This is a genomic window from Acidovorax sp. Root217, assembly GCF_001428645.1.
In the GTDB taxonomy this organism is placed as follows: Bacteria; Pseudomonadota; Gammaproteobacteria; order Burkholderiales; family Burkholderiaceae_C; genus Acidovorax.
The window spans coordinates 299-14903 of record NZ_LMIH01000043.1; the positions used below are offsets into that span (position 1 = coordinate 299).

12 protein-coding genes and 1 tRNA gene are annotated in these 14605 nt (G+C 66.8%); 9 read left to right on the top strand and 4 right to left on the bottom strand.

Annotated elements, in window-relative coordinates; translation table 11 throughout:
• The first annotated feature begins 190 nt into the window (after positions 1 to 190).
• The 3 genes from ASE31_RS29230 to ASE31_RS29240 all read left to right on the top strand — a co-directional run bounded on the left by ASE31_RS29230 (position 191) and on the right by ASE31_RS29240 (position 3513).
• Positions 191 to 1951 carry an ATP-dependent DNA helicase RecQ gene (locus ASE31_RS29230; RefSeq protein ID WP_057206529.1) on the top strand — a complete coding sequence of 587 codons (1761 nt, stop codon included), beginning with the start codon at positions 191 to 193 and terminating at the stop codon, positions 1949 to 1951.
• 90 nt (positions 1952 to 2041) lie between these two features.
• On the top strand, positions 2042 to 2872 hold the full coding sequence (locus ASE31_RS29235; protein ID WP_057206531.1) for a transglutaminase family protein: 831 nt from the start codon (positions 2042 to 2044) through the stop codon (positions 2870 to 2872).
• A 260-nt stretch (positions 2873 to 3132) separates the two neighbouring features.
• The gene (locus ASE31_RS29240; RefSeq protein ID WP_057206533.1) at positions 3133 to 3513 is read left to right on the top strand and encodes a response regulator; all 381 of its coding nucleotides are present in this window, start codon (positions 3133 to 3135) and stop codon (positions 3511 to 3513) included.
• 67 nt (positions 3514 to 3580) lie between these two features.
• Here the strand turns inward: ASE31_RS29240 and ASE31_RS29245 are convergent, their stop codons facing one another.
• Complete coding sequence (locus ASE31_RS29245; RefSeq protein WP_057206535.1) at positions 3581 to 4996, bottom strand: ankyrin repeat domain-containing protein; 1416 nt, start codon at positions 4994 to 4996, stop codon at positions 3581 to 3583.
• Positions 4997 to 5821: 825 nt separating this feature from the next.
• A complete protein-coding gene (locus tag ASE31_RS29250) occupies positions 5822 to 6604 on the bottom strand; it encodes a 3-hydroxybutyrate dehydrogenase (RefSeq protein ID WP_057206537.1) in 783 nt (260 codons plus the stop codon).
• 127 nt (positions 6605 to 6731) lie between these two features.
• Here ASE31_RS29250 and ASE31_RS29255 point away from each other — a divergent pair, with 127 nt between their 5' ends.
• Positions 6732 to 7733: an alpha/beta fold hydrolase gene (locus ASE31_RS29255; protein WP_057206539.1), complete on the top strand. Its 1002-nt coding sequence runs from the start codon at positions 6732 to 6734 to the stop codon at positions 7731 to 7733.
• Positions 7730 to 9958 carry a bifunctional (p)ppGpp synthetase/guanosine-3',5'-bis(diphosphate) 3'-pyrophosphohydrolase gene (locus tag ASE31_RS29260; protein WP_057206541.1) on the top strand — a complete coding sequence of 743 codons (2229 nt, stop codon included), beginning with the start codon at positions 7730 to 7732 and terminating at the stop codon, positions 9956 to 9958. The genes ASE31_RS29255 and ASE31_RS29260 overlap by 4 nt, the downstream gene beginning before the upstream one ends.
• Before the next feature lie 120 nt (positions 9959 to 10078).
• On the opposite strand, the gene ASE31_RS29265 is transcribed toward ASE31_RS29260, so the two are convergent.
• Positions 10079 to 10741 (bottom strand): GntR family transcriptional regulator, encoded by a 663-nt coding sequence (locus ASE31_RS29265; protein ID WP_057206543.1) that lies wholly within the window; start codon positions 10739 to 10741, stop codon positions 10079 to 10081.
• A 190-nt stretch (positions 10742 to 10931) separates the two neighbouring features.
• Between ASE31_RS29265 and ASE31_RS29270 the strand changes: the two genes are divergently transcribed.
• The 4 genes from ASE31_RS29270 to ASE31_RS29285 all read left to right on the top strand — a co-directional run bounded on the left by ASE31_RS29270 (position 10932) and on the right by ASE31_RS29285 (position 13791).
• Positions 10932 to 11819, top strand: coding sequence for an NAD(P)-dependent oxidoreductase (locus ASE31_RS29270; RefSeq protein ID WP_082604426.1), 888 nt, complete (start codon positions 10932 to 10934; stop codon positions 11817 to 11819).
• Positions 11820 to 11868: 49 nt separating this feature from the next.
• Positions 11869 to 12861 carry a tripartite tricarboxylate transporter substrate binding protein gene (locus ASE31_RS29275; protein WP_057206575.1) on the top strand — a complete coding sequence of 331 codons (993 nt, stop codon included), beginning with the start codon at positions 11869 to 11871 and terminating at the stop codon, positions 12859 to 12861.
• 42 nt (positions 12862 to 12903) lie between these two features.
• Entirely contained in the window at positions 12904 to 13578 is a 675-nt protein-coding gene (locus tag ASE31_RS29280; RefSeq protein ID WP_057206547.1) for an RraA family protein, read from the top strand.
• A gap of 136 nt (positions 13579 to 13714) precedes the next feature.
• Positions 13715 to 13791, top strand: a tRNA-Val gene (locus tag ASE31_RS29285).
• A 226-nt stretch (positions 13792 to 14017) separates the two neighbouring features.
• On the opposite strand, the gene ASE31_RS33195 is transcribed toward ASE31_RS29285, so the two are convergent.
• Entirely contained in the window at positions 14018 to 14305 is a 288-nt protein-coding gene (locus tag ASE31_RS33195) for a helix-turn-helix domain-containing protein (protein ID WP_157412705.1), read from the bottom strand.
• Positions 14306 to 14605: the final 300 nt, after the last annotated feature.

The following is a 14605-nucleotide window of genomic DNA, read 5'->3' on the forward strand; positions in this document are numbered from 1 at the left end:
TCCCGGCCTCTGCCCTCGACACAAGCACGCAGCAACCACCACCCACCAACCGCACCGCATCCGCAGCGCCCGAACAGCGCCTGCTGTCTTACACGCTCGTGCGCAGCATTCCGGCGCGTGGCGCAAGTTGTGCCTTCCCACAATCAGCCTCATCCAACACAGCACCTCCGCCACCCGGCAAGGGCCCGAAATGAACACCGCTACCACCACCAGCCGCAGGACCGCACGCACCCCCTCGGCCCCAGCGTCCACCCCCATCGCCACCCCCGACACCATCCAGAAAACCCTGCGCAAGGTCTTCGGCCTTAAGCGCCTGCGGCCCGGCCAGCTGGACGTGGTGCAGCGCGTGCTGCACGGCGCCAGCACCTTGGCGGTGATGCCCACCGGCGCGGGCAAATCGCTGTGCTACCAGTTGCCGGCGCTGCTGCTACCGGGCACCACCGTGGTGGTGTCGCCCCTGGTCGCGCTGATGAAGGACCAGTGCGACGCCCTGCGCGAACTCGGCGTGGCGGTGGTGCAGGTCAACAGTGCCATCGGCAGCGATGAGCTGGCCGCAGCCCGCCAGGCCATCGAGAGCGGCAGTGCGCGCATCGTGCTGACCACGCCCGAGCAGATGGCCGACCCGGCGCTGACCGCGGCGCTGGCCCGGCACACGGTGAGCCTGCTGGTGGTGGACGAGGCGCACTGCATTGCCCAGTGGGGCCACGACTTTCGGCCCGCCTTTCTGGAGATCGCGCCGGCCGTGCGCGCGCTGGGGCGGCCCACGGTGCTGGCGCTCACGGCCACGGCCAAGCCGGCGGTGATGAAGGAGATCGTGGCCCAGTTCGGCATTGCCGCCGCCAACGTGGTGCAGACCGGCGCCTACCGGCCCAACCTGCAGCTGGCGGTGGAGCAACTGGGCCGCGCTGCCGACCGGTTGCCGCGTGCGCTGCAACTGGTGGCGGCCAGCCAGGGCCCGGCCATCGTCTACACCGCCACGGTCAAGAATGCGCAAGAGCTGCATGCCAAGCTGGCCGCAGCCGGCGAAAGTGTGGGCCTGTACCACGGGCGCCTGCCTGCTGCGCAGCGCGCGCAGGCGCAGGACGACTTCATGGACGGCCGGGTGCGCGTGATGGTGGCCACCAACGCCTTCGGCCTGGGCATCGACAAGCCGGACATCCGCTTCGTGCTGCACTACCAGATGCCCGCCAGCGTGGACGCCTACTACCAGGAGGCGGGTCGCGCAGGGCGCGACGGCAATGACTCGCAGTGCACGCTGCTCTACGTGCGGCAGGACCGGGCGCTGCAGCAGTTCTTCGCCTCGGGCCGCTACCCCACGCTGGACGATGTGCAGGCCGTGCACGCCGCGCTGCTGCACACCGCGCCTGAAGGCGGCTGGACGGCCGACGCCATCGTCGACGCCGTGTCGCGCCCCAGTGCCAAGGTCAGGGTGGCGCTGAGCCTGCTGCGCAGCCACAAGGTGGTGCGGCGCGACCGGGCCGGCCGCTTTACCCTGGCCCGCGAGCTGGACGACGCGGCCCTGGAGCCCCTGCTGGCCAGCTACCGCAGCCGCCGCGAGCAGGACAGCACCACGCTGGAGGCGATGGTCGCCTACTCGCAGAGCGGCCGCTGCCGCTGGCAGGGGGTGCTGTCGGCGCTCGGTGACAACGGTGCTGCTGCCGATGGCTGTGGCCGCTGCGACAACTGCCTGCGCATCGCCGAGCTGTCGCGCCTGGTGCCGGCCGTGGCCACGCCCGAGCAGCCGATCGAGGTGCGCCCGCAGCCGGCGAGCGCCCGGCCTGCCTTCACCGGCGGCGACGCCGTGCGCGCCAGGCGCTATGGCGCCGGCCAGGTGGTCGAGGCCAACGCGCATTCGGTGACGGTGGAGTTTCCGAACGGGGCGCGGCGCACCTTTTTGCCGGAGTTCGTGCGCGCGGCACGGCGGTCCGCTCCGGTGGCGCTGGCGGCGTAAGGGATCCGCCATGCGACGTGGTGCCGGATCGAGCGCTTTTTAGGGGCATTGTCGGCCGTCGCACCCGGTGACAGCCCCTAGACTCCCTGGATGAACAAAACCTTCGTCAAGCTGCACGCCACCTGCCACATGACACTGTCCGCCGACGCGGACTGTGCCGTGGTGGCGGTGCTTCGCCCAAGAAGCGGCGATGCGCAGTGGATGGTGCAGGAGCGCTACGAGCTGACGCCCGTCGTGCCGATGACGGAGTATGTGGACGACCATGGCAACTTGTGCCAGCGGCTCAAGATTCCGCAGGGGCAGATGCGTATCGAGGTCGACATGATCATGATCACCGACACCGACATCGCGGTGGACGCCAGCGCCGCCGCCGTGCCGGTGGAAGCGCTGCCCTTCGAGGCGCTCAAGTACCTGCTGCAAAGCCGCTACTGCCCGTCCGACAAGATGCAGGACAAGGCGCGCGAGATCGTGGGCGATGCCTCACCGGGCTATGGCCAGGTCGAGGCCATCCGCAGCTGGGTGCACCATAACCTGGAGTACCGCTACAACGTCAGCAGCGGCACCACCGATGCGCTGGACACCCTGAACGATGGCGCCGGCGTGTGCCGGGATTTCTCGCACGTGGCCATCGGCCTGTGCCGGGCCCTCGACATCCCGGCGCGCTACGTCGTGGGCTACCTGCACGCGCTCGACCCCATGGACATGCACGCCTGGTTCGAGGCCTTCGTGGGTGACCGCTGGTATGCGTTCGACGGAACCCAGGCCCATGCAAGGGGCGGGCGCATCGTGGTAGCCTACGGCAGGGATGCGGCAGATGTCGCGTTCCTGTCGTACTACGGCCCGCTCGAAATCACGCTGATGGACGTGCGCGTCGAAGAGATTGCGATGGAGGCTCCGCTGACCTTTCCTCTGCGGGCCTGACCTCCGCTTAGAGCGGCTAACAAAACTCTTCTGGCGTCGTTGCTGCGTCTTGTCGTACTACCTTACTGCCTGCGACGCAGCGCCTAGCCAGAACCGCTTCGCTGAGTTTTGTTAGCCGCTCTTGGTAAGCCCCACGGCCCGGCAGCGCTTGCGCTCCTGACTCGGCCCTGCCGCACCCGCCACAGGGCGATGGCGGCACCTGCTACCCCAACCTGATGTATGTTCAGCGCCTCTGCCAGGCGCTGCATCCCCCATTGAAGATGCCTCTCGTCACCATTCTTGTAGAAGACAACAAACCCATTTGCGACACCCTGGTCCCGGCGCTGGAAGAAACTGCCAACGCGCAGGTGGTGGCCATTGCAAAAACGTCGATAGGCGCCGGGCAGGCGCTGGCGCGTTGGCGCGGCAAGTGGCACCTGCTGGTGGTCGACCTGCACCTGGGCCAGGGCTCGGGCCTCGACGTGCTGCAGGCCGTGGGGCCGCGCTCGTCGGACCAGCATGTGCTGGTGCTTTCCAACTACGCCACACCCGAGATGCGCGAACGCTGCCTTGCCCTGGGGGCGGATGCGGTGTTCGACAAGGTGACCGAGCTGCAGGCCTTCTTCGAGCACTGCACGCAGCTGCCCGAAGTGGTGGTTTGATTGTGTAGGGCAGGCGGGCTGCGCGAGGCTCGGCGGTTCTTGCGGGCCCTGCGCAACGGTTTCTCGGTCAGCCTTCCCCTCGCTGCGCGGCACGCTCCTGCGCCCGCATCTGCTTGGACAGGGCCAGCACTTCCTTGAGCGGTATGCCCTCCTCCTGTGCGTGCCAGGCCACCGAATGCCCTTCGTGGTCCCGGGCCTTGGTGCTGGCGCCAGCGAGCAGCAGCCAGTGCAGGCCTTGCATGCGTGCGCTGTTCCACTCGTAGATGTAACGCATGGCGCACATGAGCGGCGTCTTGCCTTCGGAATCCACGCTGTCCACCTGCGCTCCGCGCGAGAGCAGGAACTCGATGCCCTGGTTCGACTGCAGGGCGAAGTGCGTCATGGCGGCCGTGTGCAGCGGCGTTTCGCCGGCCTCATTGGGGCGGTCGATGTCGCAGCCATGGGCCAGCAGCAGGTCGATCATCGCGAAGCGCCGCAGGTATACCGCGTGGTCCAGCCAGTTCTCGTGGGCCGGCTCGGTGCGGCCCTCTGCCACCGCTCGTAGCAGCAGCCTCTGCAGCAACTCCGGTGTGCCGCCATCGATGCAGGTGCCCAGGGTGGATGCCTCGTCCTCTCCCTCGGCCCAGCACAGCGCCGGGGCATGGTCCAGCAGCAGGTGGGCAGCCTCGGGTTGGCCCTGCGCCAGCGCCCATTCAGTGGCCGAGTAGCCCTCGGCCACCAGGGCGTGCTCCACCACGTAGCGGTAGAGCGCCCGTTGGGACCAGAGGTCCCCGGGCTCTTGGATCGCATCTTCCATCGCCGCAAGTTCCTGCAGCGCGGGTGTCAGGTGCACGGTGGCATTCACGTCCGCGCCGGCCGCCAGCAACTGCCGCATCGCGTCCACTTGCCCGCCCAGCAGCGCGTTCACCAGCGGGGTGTTGCCGCCGGCGTCCGGCTGGTTCACCAGGGGGCCGTGCAGGGCCAGCAATGCGGCCAGCGCGTGGGGTGCACCCCGCAACGCGGCCAGGCAAAGTGCCTCGCCAGGTGTGGCCGCACCTGAGGACAGCAGGGCCTGCAATCGCGCCACGTCGTCGTCCCACAGTGCTGCCACCAGGGGCTCGCCACGCCGCCCGGCCAGCGCGTGCATGCAGGGCGTCACGGCTGTGCCATCCACCAGGTGCACGATGCCTGTGGGGTGCGCGGATTCCAGTGTCTTGCGCATAAGCTTGGCCCGGCGGGCGCCCAGCGCGGCCAGGCCTGCGCCCATCGTGCGCCACACCCTGTGTTCATAGGCGTGCAGGACCAGGTCGCTCATGACCCGCAGGCCCTGCGCGTCGGCCGGGCCGCTTTCCACATAGGTCCACTCGTCGTCTTCGGCCTCGGGGCAGTGGCGGTGCAGGTGCTCCATCAGCTCCTGGGGCCTGTCGTTCAGCAGGGCGGCAAAGGCGCTGGCCTGTGTCGGGTCATCAAAGAGGCAGTCGAATTGGAGCGGGAGTTCCATCATGGGCGTACGGGCCTGGTGGGGTGCAAAAAAAGCTGGAGGGTGGGTGGATGGCAACCAGGGCGGGCAAGGCATGGGCTCGCGCCCGCCTCCTTAACCAGCGCGATTCCAGGTTACCGGGCGGCAGCGTTCTGTTTGGCCTGTGCCCACCAAGCGTCGAATGGCGCGGGCAGGGGCAGCCGTATCTTCACTTCCGACTTGCTGTGCCTGATGCGCAGCCGCGTTCGTAGCCGGGCCATTCTTGCGTGTGGGCCGCGGCGCCCCGGGGGAACAAGGCCTGCAGGTGCAGGCAGGCCTCAGGGTACTGGTCGTCTTGCGGCGCCAGCGGCTGCCGGGCTGCGGCCAGGGCGGCAGTGTCAATGCCCAGCCCATGGGCGTCCGATAGCTCTTGCAACGCACGGAGCAGGTCTTGCGTGCGCTGCGCATCCAGGCGCTGGGGGAGGGGCTGTCTTCTTTGGCAGTCGTCACGGTCATCGGTCCATGGAAGGGGTGGGGCGGTCCATGGACGATGATAGACAGGGCGCGTGGTGCGTCGGTGGACAGTGTGTCCAGTCGGCCCTGCGGCTCTGCGGCTGCGGCACCGTCCAAGACATGACGCCAAGTAACGGAGTGCATCGTTCAACGCTAACCCGGCAGCCGCGATAGAAGTACCTGGGCGGCACACTGGAGTGGGAGCAACAGCAGCCACCGCACTTCACACTGCTGCTCGTCTGAGCTCTCGGCAAGCAGTCGAACGAGACGGTCTCCTGCATGCTTTGCCGCGCCCTGGCGGCGTGCACAGCTCTATGTGCCGGGGGCGGGGCGGTGCCGAGGGTAGGGCAGGCCCCCTCACTGCGCCGCCCAACCCCCATCCATGTTCCACGCCACGCCGCGCACATTGTTGGCCGCAGCAGAGCAGAAGAACACGGCCAGTTCGCCCAGCTCTTCAGGCGTGGTGAACTGCATCGAGGGCTCTTTTTCGCCCAGCAGCAGCTTCTTGGCGTCTTCGTTCGACAGGCCGTGCTCGGCGGCCTTGGCGTCCACCTGTTTTTGTACCAGGGGGGTCAGCACCCAGCCGGGGCAGATCGCGTTGCAGGTGACGCCGGTGGTGGCGTTCTCCAGGGCGGTCACCTTGGTCAGGCCGACGATGCCGTGCTTGGCGGCCACGTAGGCGGATTTTTGCGCCGAGCCGACCAGGCCGTGAACGGACGCCAGGTTGATGATGCGGCCCCAGTTGGCGGCCTTCATGGCGGGCAGGGCCAGGCGCGATGCGTGGAAGGCGCTGCTGAGGTTGATGGCGATGATGGCGTCCCACTTCTCGACGGGGAAGTCTTCCACGTTGGCCACGTGCTGGATGCCAGCGTTGTTGACCAGAATGTCCACCCGGCCGAACTGGCTGGCGGCGTACTTCATCATGTCTTCGATGTCGGCCACGCGGCCCATGTCGGCGCCGTGGTAGGCCACCTGGGCGCCGGCGGCCTTGCCGGCGGCCAGCACTTCGGCGCGGGGGGTGTCCACATCACCGAAACCGTTCAGGACGATATTGGCGCCCTGGCTGGCGAGGGCTTTTGCAATACCGAGGCCGATGCCGCTGGTGGAGCCAGTGACGAGGGCCGTTTTGCCTTTGAGCATGTGAGTCACTCCGAATGAAAGGTGAAGATGAATATGAATTACGATGAAGGCAACGCCTTGCCAGGGCTCCTGGCGGGCGCCGATTGAACGCAGGCATTATCAAGTGCCGCTACTGGATTTCGCACCCATGATAGAACCTACGCTGAACTACGTACTGTGCCCCGGCCCCGGGGCCACAGCGGTGCCCGCCGGCCAAGACCCTGCTGCCGCCCGGCCCGTCACCGGCCCGCAGCACCGCATGGCGTATTGGGAGTGGAATGCCACGGGCAACCCCGCCCACCCGCACGTGATCGTCTGCGTGCACGGCCTGTCGCGCCAGGGGCGCGATTTCGACGTGCTGGCGCGCGAGTTGAGCCAGCACGCCCGCGTCATCTGCCCCGACGTGGTGGGCCGTGGCCAGAGCGACTGGCTGGCCGACCCCATGGGCTACCAGATACCCCAGTACGGCGCCGACATGCTGGCCCTGCTGGCGCAGTTGCACCAGCAGGCGCCCATCACCACGCTCGACTGGGTGGGCACCAGCATGGGCGGGCTGATCGGCATGGGCGTCATCGGCCAGCCGGGGCTGCCGCTGCCCGTGCCGGTGCGCCGCCTGGTGCTCAACGACGTGGGCCCGGTGATCCAGTGGCTTGCGATCCAGCGCATCGGCCAGTACCTCGGGTTTGCCGCCCGGTTCGAATCGCTGCAGCAGGCGGCCGATGCCACCTGGGCCGTCTCCACCAGCTTTGGCCCGCACACGCCGGCCCAGTGGCTGGAGCTGTCGCGCGCCATGGTGCGCAGCCTGCCCAATGAAGATGGCAAGGGAGGGCTCACCTTGCACTATGACCCCGCCATCGCCGTGCCGTTTCGGGCCATGACGCAAGAGGCCGCCGCTGCGGGCGAGGCCTTTTTGTGGCAGCTGTACGACCAGATCACGGCGCGCACGCTGCTGCTGCGCGGCGCGGATTCGGACCTGCTCTCGCATGAGACCGCGCAGGCCATGGCCGAGCGCGGCCCGCGTGCGCAGCTGGTGGAGTTTGCGGGCGTGGGCCATGCGCCCACCCTGGTCGCGGCCGACCAGGTGGCCGCCGTGGCGGGCTTTTTGCTGGCAGAGTCTGTGTTGTCGGAGGAAGGTGCCTCCACCGCATGAAGACGCTTGCCCCGCCCCCCGGCCCGCCGCTGAACACGGCCGAGGCCGTGCCCCAGCTGATCGCGGCCACCGCCCACACGCTGCCCGAACAGCTCAATGCCCTGGTGCGCGCCCGCGCCTTTGCCGAGCCGCTGATCGCCAGCGAAGCGCTCGATTCTGGCGAGAACACCTTGGCCCACGCCGATGCCGTGGCCGCCATCCTGAAGACCATTGGCGGGTCTGAAGCCATGCAGGCCGCCAGCTACCTCGTGTACTCGTGCGTGCACCTGAACAAGCCCGAGGAAGTCATCACCAAGGCCTTTGGCGCCAACTTTGCCGCGCTGGCGGTGGAGACCACCAAGCTCGTGCGCGTGCAGCAGCAGGCGCGCGGCGCGCAGCAACTCGAAGACCCGGCCCTGCAGACCGAGAACGTGCGCAAGATGCTGCTGGCCTTCTCGCGCGACCTGCGCGTGGTCATGCTGCGCCTGGCCTCGCGGCTGCAGACGCTGCGCTTTCACGCGGCCACCAAGCTGCCCATGTCGCCCAGCCTGGCGCGTGAATCGCTGCAGGTGTTTGCGCAGCTGGCCAACCGCCTGGGCATCTGGCAGGTGAAGTGGGAGCTGGAGGATTTGTCCTTCCGCTTTCTGGAGCCCGACACCTACAAGGAGGTGGCGCGCCTGCTCGATGAGAAGCGCGGCGAGCGCGAGGTCTACATGGAGCAGTTGCGCGCCCGGCTCGAGTCGGACCTGCGTGCGCGCAGCATCAGCGCCAGCGTGCAGGGCCGGCCCAAGCACATCTACAGCATCGTGAAAAAGATGCGCGGCAAGTCGCTCAACTTCGACCAGGTGTACGACATCCGCGCGCTGCGCGTGGTGGTGCCCACGGTGAAGGATTGCTATGCCGCGCTGAGCTGGGTGCACCAGCGCTTTGCACCCATCGTCGAAGAGTTCGACGACTACATCGCCAAGCCCAAGGCCAATGGTTATCAGTCGCTGCACACCATCGTGCGCGACGACCTCAACGGCAAGCCCATCGAGATCCAGATCCGCACCCAGGCCATGCACGAGCATGCCGAGCACGGCGTGGCCGCCCACTGGGCCTACAAGGAGGCGGGCACCAAGGGCTATGCGGGCGTGGCCGCCACGGGCGAATACGACGCCAAGATCGCCGTGCTGCGCCAACTGCTGGCGTGGGAGCGCGACCTGGCCGGCCATGCGCAAAAGAGCAATGGCCTGTTCGAGGACCGCATCTACGTGCTGACCCCCGAGGCCGCCGTGGTCGACCTGCCCCAGGGCGCCACCCCGGTGGACTTTGCCTACACCGTGCACACCAGCCTGGGCCATCGCTGCCGCGGCGCCAAGGTCGACGGCGTGATGGTGCCGCTGAACACCGCGCTGCAGAACGGCCAGACGGTGGAGATCGTCACCGTGAAAGAGGGCCGCCCCTCGCGCGACTGGCTCAACGCCGAACTCGGCTACCTCACCAGCAACCGCGCCAAGGCCAAGGTGCGCGCCTGGTTCAACGCCCAGGCCACGCACGAAACCGTGGCCCGCGGCCGCGAGGCCGTGGAGCGCCTGCTGCAGCGCGAGGGCAAGACGGCCGTGAAGCTCGACGACCTGGCCGTGCAGCTGGGCTTCAAATCGGCCGAGGCCTTGTTCGAGGTGGTGGGCAAGGACGAGTTCTCGCTGCGCAACATCGAGACCGTGCTGCGCCCGGCCGAGCCCCCGCAGAACGACGACGACTACCTGCTGCTCAAAAAGCCGCGCGGCAATGAATCATCGAGCCCCAAGGGCGGCGTGCTGGTGGTGGGCATCGACTCGCTCATGACCCAACTGGCCAAGTGCTGCAAGCCCGCGCCGCCGGACGACATACGCGGCTTTGTCACGCGCGGCAAGGGCGTGAGCGTGCACCGCGCCGACTGCAGCAACTTCCGCGAAATGGCCGCCAAGAACGGCGAGCGCGTGATCGACGTGGACTGGGGCCTGCCCAAGGCCAGGGCCACGGACAAGCCCGCCGTCTACCCCGTGGACGTGGCCGTAGAAGCCGCCGACCGCCAAGGCCTGCTGCGCGACATTTCCGAGGTGTTTGCGCGCGAGAAGACCAACGTCATCGGCGTGCAGACCCAGTCGGTCAAGGGCACGGCGTGGATGACCTTCACCGTGGAGGTGGCCGATTCAGGGCGCTTGAACAAGGTGCTGGGGATCGTGGCGGGGGTTCAAGGGGTGCGGTCGGCCCGGCGCCGATAACAGCCTTCAAGAGCTGCTCACAAAACTCAGCGCAGCGGTTCTGGCTAGGCGCTGCGTCGCAGGCAGTACGGGTAGTACGACAAGACGCAGCAACGGCGCCAGAAGAGTTTTTGAGCAGCTCTAAGCCGCGGGGCCGCGCTTGTACTCGCCCCGGTGCGCCATGAACCGGTGGTACGACATGCGCAGGTGCAGCTGCATCACCTGGCGCGCCAGCTCACCATCTCGGGCGCGCACCGCAATCACCAGGTCGCGGTGGTGGTGCAGGCTTTGCACCAGCTCTTCGGGCGTGTAGATGTAGAACGAGCGCTTGATGATCGGCATGTCGATCATGGTCGCCAGCATGGTTTTGAGGCGCGGCGAGCCCGATGCCTCGATCAGCGCGTGGTGAAAATCCCGGTTGGCGGACTGCACCTCGGCAATGCCATCGTGGCCGGCGGCAATGCCGGCCTCCATGCGCTGGTTGCTGGCTTCCAGCTCATCGGCCAGCCCCTCGCCACCGCGTGTGGCCGCGAGGAAGGAGGCATATGGCTCCAGCAGCATGCGCAGCTGGAAGGTCTCTTCCACATCCCAGTCGCTCCACTCCGAGACGCGGATGCCCTGGCCCGCGCCGTCGGTTGCCAGGCCGTCTTCCACCAGGCGGTGCAGCGCATTGCGCACCGGCGTGCGGCTCAGCCCCAGGTCGCGGGCGATGGGCTCCTCCTTGAGCTGCTCGCCGGGACTGTAGTGGCCGCCGATGAGCCGCTGCCGCAGAACCTCGTACGCCTTGTCTTTCACGTTTTGCACTGTGTTTGCACCAGGTGGGTGGGGATGGTGCGCTGATTCTAGGTGACGGCAGTGCTTCGCGCTGCGCCCTGTGGCGGCAAGAAAAAAATACAAAACAAGTACAAATTTGTGCAGGACTACGGGAAATCCCTGTGAATCATTGGGTGCGAAGCTTCATAAACTGCCACCAATGTTTTAAATTTGTACTTTCATGAAATTCGCAATCCTCGGTGGCGGAATGGTCGGCGCCTGCTACATGCAGGCCTTTGTGGAGCAGGGGCACAGCCTGGTGGGCCTGTGCGACCTGCAGCCCAACGCGGCGGTAGCCGCTGCTGTGCAGGCCGTTGGTGCGCAGGTGCACACCGCCCCCGGTGCCTGGCTGGCCGGGGCCGACGTGGTGGTGAGCGCCGTGTTCGGCACCGTGGCGCGCAGCCTGTTCGAGGCCTGCCTGCCCCATCTGCAGGATGGCGCGGTGTATGTGGACATGACCACGGCCGACCCGCAGGAGATGCGCGAATGTGGCGAGTTGGCCCAACACGGCGCACATGGCGCACAGGGCAGGGCGGTGCACTTCGTGGACGTGGCCATCACCGGCGCCGTCAACCTGGGCGGCAAGAAGACGCCGCTGCTGGTGGCCGGTGGCAAGGCCGGTTTTGTACAGGAATTGTTCTTGCCCTTCGGCGGCTCCGTCCGCGTGGTGGGCGAGCAGCCGGGCGACGCCGCCTCGCTCAAGCTCTTGCGCAGCATCTACACCAAGGGCACCGAGGCACTGGCGGTGGAGTGCCTGGTCACCGCCCAGCAGATGGGTCTGCGCGAGCAGCTGTATGCCGTGTTGCAGGACATCGACGAGACACCGCTGCGCACGCTGATGGAATCCATGGTGCGCACGCACATCCCGCACTCGGCACGCCGCCGCAACGAGGTGGCCGAGGCGCAGCAGCAGATGGTGCGGCACGGCCTGGCGCCGGTCGTCTCGCCCGCCGTCGAAGCGCTGTTCGCCGCCACGGCCCAGGCGCATGCGGCGCAGCCCTTCACCGGCACGTCCACCGACGAAGCCATCGCCTGGCTGGGCAGCCACGTGCTCGCCAGCCGTTCTTGATCGACCACCGCGCTATCCGAATACCAACCTATAGGAGACACCTGCAATGATGACGACCTTGACCCGACGTACCCTGGCCCTCGGCGGCCTGCTGGCCCTGGCGGCTGCCGCGGCAACCATCGCCCCGGCCCATGCCCAGGGCAACTACCCGCAGCGGCCCATCAAGATCCTCGTGCCCTTCCCTGCGGGCGGGGGCACCGACAACCTCACCCGGCTGGTCAGCACCAAGCTCACCGATGCCTATGGCTGGGCCATCGTGGTGGAGAACAAGCCCGGTGCCGGCGGCAACCTGGCGCTCGACCAGGTCGCCAAGGCGCCCGGTGATGGCCTGACGCTGGTGATGGCGCAGACCGACAATGCGGTGCTCAACCCGCTGCTGTACTCCAAGCTCACCTACAACCCCGACAAGGACCTGCGCGCCGTGGCCCTGGTCGCAGTGGGCCCGGCCGTGCTGGTGGTCAATGCCGATTCACCGTACAAGACCCTCGACGACATCATCCAGGCCGCCAAGAAAGACCCCGGCCGCCTGAGCTTTGCCACGCCCGGCACCGGCACCATCTCGCACCTGATCAGCGAGGCCTGGCAAAAGAGCTCGAACGTGAAGTTCACCCACGTGCCGTTTCGCGGCATGGCGCAGGCCATGCCCGACCTGCTGGGCGGGCGCATCGACATGTACATGGGCTCCATCCCCACGCTGATGTCGCAGATCCAGGCCGGCAAGGTGCGCGCCATCGCCGTAACCACGGCACGCCGCTCCAAGCTGCTGCCCGACGTGCCCACCTACACCGAATCCGGCGTGAAGGGCGTGGAGCTGGCCAGCGTGTGGGGCGTGATGGCCCCGGCCAGCACCCCCGACGCCATCGTCAAGCAGCTCAACGAAGCCATCAACAAGGTGGTGAACGCGCCCGACACCACCAAGAAGATCGTGGACTCCGGCGCCGAGCTCATCACCGGCACACCGGACGACATGGCCAAGCTGTATGCCAGCGACCGCGCCCGCCTGGCTCCCATCGTCAAGAGCTCGGGCACCACGCTCGACTAAGCGCTTGCCCATTTACATCCCTATTCAAGTGAGAACCGCACCATGATCGGCTGCCAAATTTTGAAACGCAAACGCGCCGTGAGCCTGGAGCTGGCCCGGCAATTTTTGGAAGTGCCCGTGGCCAACGTCAGCGACTGCATGTCGCGCATGACGGCCGGCGGCCCGCGCCTGCGCCCCATGCACGACGGCACCGCCATGGCCGGCCCGGCCCTCACCATCCGCACCCGCCCGGGCGACAATTTGCTGATCCACAAGGCATTGAAGCTCGCGCAACCCGGCGACGTGATCGTGGTGGACGCGGGCGGCGACCTCACCAACGCGCTCATCGGCGAGATCATGGTGGGCGAGGCCAAGCTCAAGGGCTTTGCCGGCATCGTCATCAACGGCGCCATCCGCGACAGCACGGTGATCCGCAAGGACAGCTTTCCGGTGTTCGCCGCCGGCGTCACCCACCGCGGCCCCTACAAGGACGGCCCCGGCGAGATCAACGTGCCCATCGCCATCGACGGCATGGTCATCGAGCCCGGCGACCTGGTCATCGGCGACGAAGACGGCCTGCTGTGCGTGCCCTACGCCCAGGCCGAGCAACTGCTGGCCGCTGCGCACCAGAAGCAGCAGATCGAAGCCGTGATGGTGGCCGAGATCGCTGATGGCACGCAGGACATTGCGTGGATCGATGCGGCCCTCCAGCGCGCGAACTGCAGCATCGAGGCTTGAGGGCACGAGGACGCCGGCGGCCCCTTGCAGGGCAGGGCGCCGCAGCGGCCGGCAGTAGTCTTTTGAATCTTTTGCTGCAACTTTGCCGGATGGCCTTTTTTTATGGCTATAATCGTGGTCTTGAACAGAACAACACAGGCGCGTAGCTCAGCTGGTTAGAGCACCACCTTGACATGGTGGGGGTCGTTGGTTCGAGTCCAATCGCGCCTACCACTTTCTCCCTCCTGACGGAACCAGCGTCGGGACCTTTGGGGAGATTTGTGGGAGATATCGCCGGCATCAGCCGGCGTTTCTTTTTCAAGATCCTTACCTATTTCGCCTATTCACGGCTTTGGTCGCCAACACCTCGCATGTTGGCCTGCTAGCGCGCTCCACGCGCTCTAGTTCTTTGATCCGCTGGGCCTTGCTTGTCGTGATAGCTTAGCGGACGCCTGTCCTCTCAAAGTGTTGAGCCTCCCCAAACCCGGGGCGACTCAATCTGCTGGGGCGACCAGCGCCATAAGAGAAGATCACCGACAATGCGCCATAAAGCGTCGTCAGAATGAAGCTTGGGCAATGGCCTGGCAAGCTTGCGCCGTGTCTCACAACGGGCCTGAGCAGTCGTGGAAACGTAGCCCTGGCAGCCAGCGGCATTTCGCGCAAGCTCGTGGCAGACGGTGCTGGGGCTACGCCCGAGCAGCCGGGGGATGGCACGCTGGCTAGAATCTTGTTGGACAAGCGAGGCCAGCGCTGAAGCGCTCTTGTTGCTGCAAGTGCGTGTATCGTGAAGTCATCTGTGAAAGTTACCTGAGGTTCAGGTGTTGCACTTCAGTTTTGAATCCGCCCCTCTTATCTCTCGGTTTCGTTGCTGTAGGGTGCAGCATTGCGATTACCCGCGCTGGTTTTCTCCATGCGCAGGGTGGCGGTTTGCGCAGGATGCGGTTCTCTGCAGCACGCTGGCGCGAATCGATTGTGTGTATTCATCGTCTGCGCGGTTTTTTTCCGCTAAATCGAGTATCTCCAGCGCACCCTCCGTGTCACCTGCATC

Bases quoted from the DNA above. Each gene is read 5' to 3' on its own strand.
- ASE31_RS29280 (WP_057206547.1), top strand. From the start codon at position 12,904: ATGATCGGCTGCCAAATTTTGAAACGCAAACGCGCCGTGAGCCTGGAG.
- ASE31_RS29270 (WP_082604426.1), top strand. From the start codon at position 10,932: ATGAAATTCGCAATCCTCGGTGGCGGAATGGTCGGCGCCTGCTACATG.
- ASE31_RS29275 (WP_057206575.1), top strand. From the start codon at position 11,869: ATGACGACCTTGACCCGACGTACCCTGGCCCTCGGCGGCCTGCTGGCC.
- ASE31_RS29235 (WP_057206531.1), top strand. From the start codon at position 2,042: ATGAACAAAACCTTCGTCAAGCTGCACGCCACCTGCCACATGACACTG.
- ASE31_RS29230 (WP_057206529.1), top strand. From the start codon at position 191: ATGAACACCGCTACCACCACCAGCCGCAGGACCGCACGCACCCCCTCG.
- ASE31_RS29255 (WP_057206539.1), top strand. From the start codon at position 6,732: ATGATAGAACCTACGCTGAACTACGTACTGTGCCCCGGCCCCGGGGCC.
- ASE31_RS29245 (WP_057206535.1), bottom strand. From the start codon at position 4,996: ATGATGGAACTCCCGCTCCAATTCGACTGCCTCTTTGATGACCCGACA.
- ASE31_RS29250 (WP_057206537.1), bottom strand. From the start codon at position 6,604: ATGCTCAAAGGCAAAACGGCCCTCGTCACTGGCTCCACCAGCGGCATC.
- ASE31_RS29240 (WP_057206533.1), top strand. From the start codon at position 3,133: ATGCCTCTCGTCACCATTCTTGTAGAAGACAACAAACCCATTTGCGAC.
- ASE31_RS29260 (WP_057206541.1), top strand. From the start codon at position 7,730: ATGAAGACGCTTGCCCCGCCCCCCGGCCCGCCGCTGAACACGGCCGAG.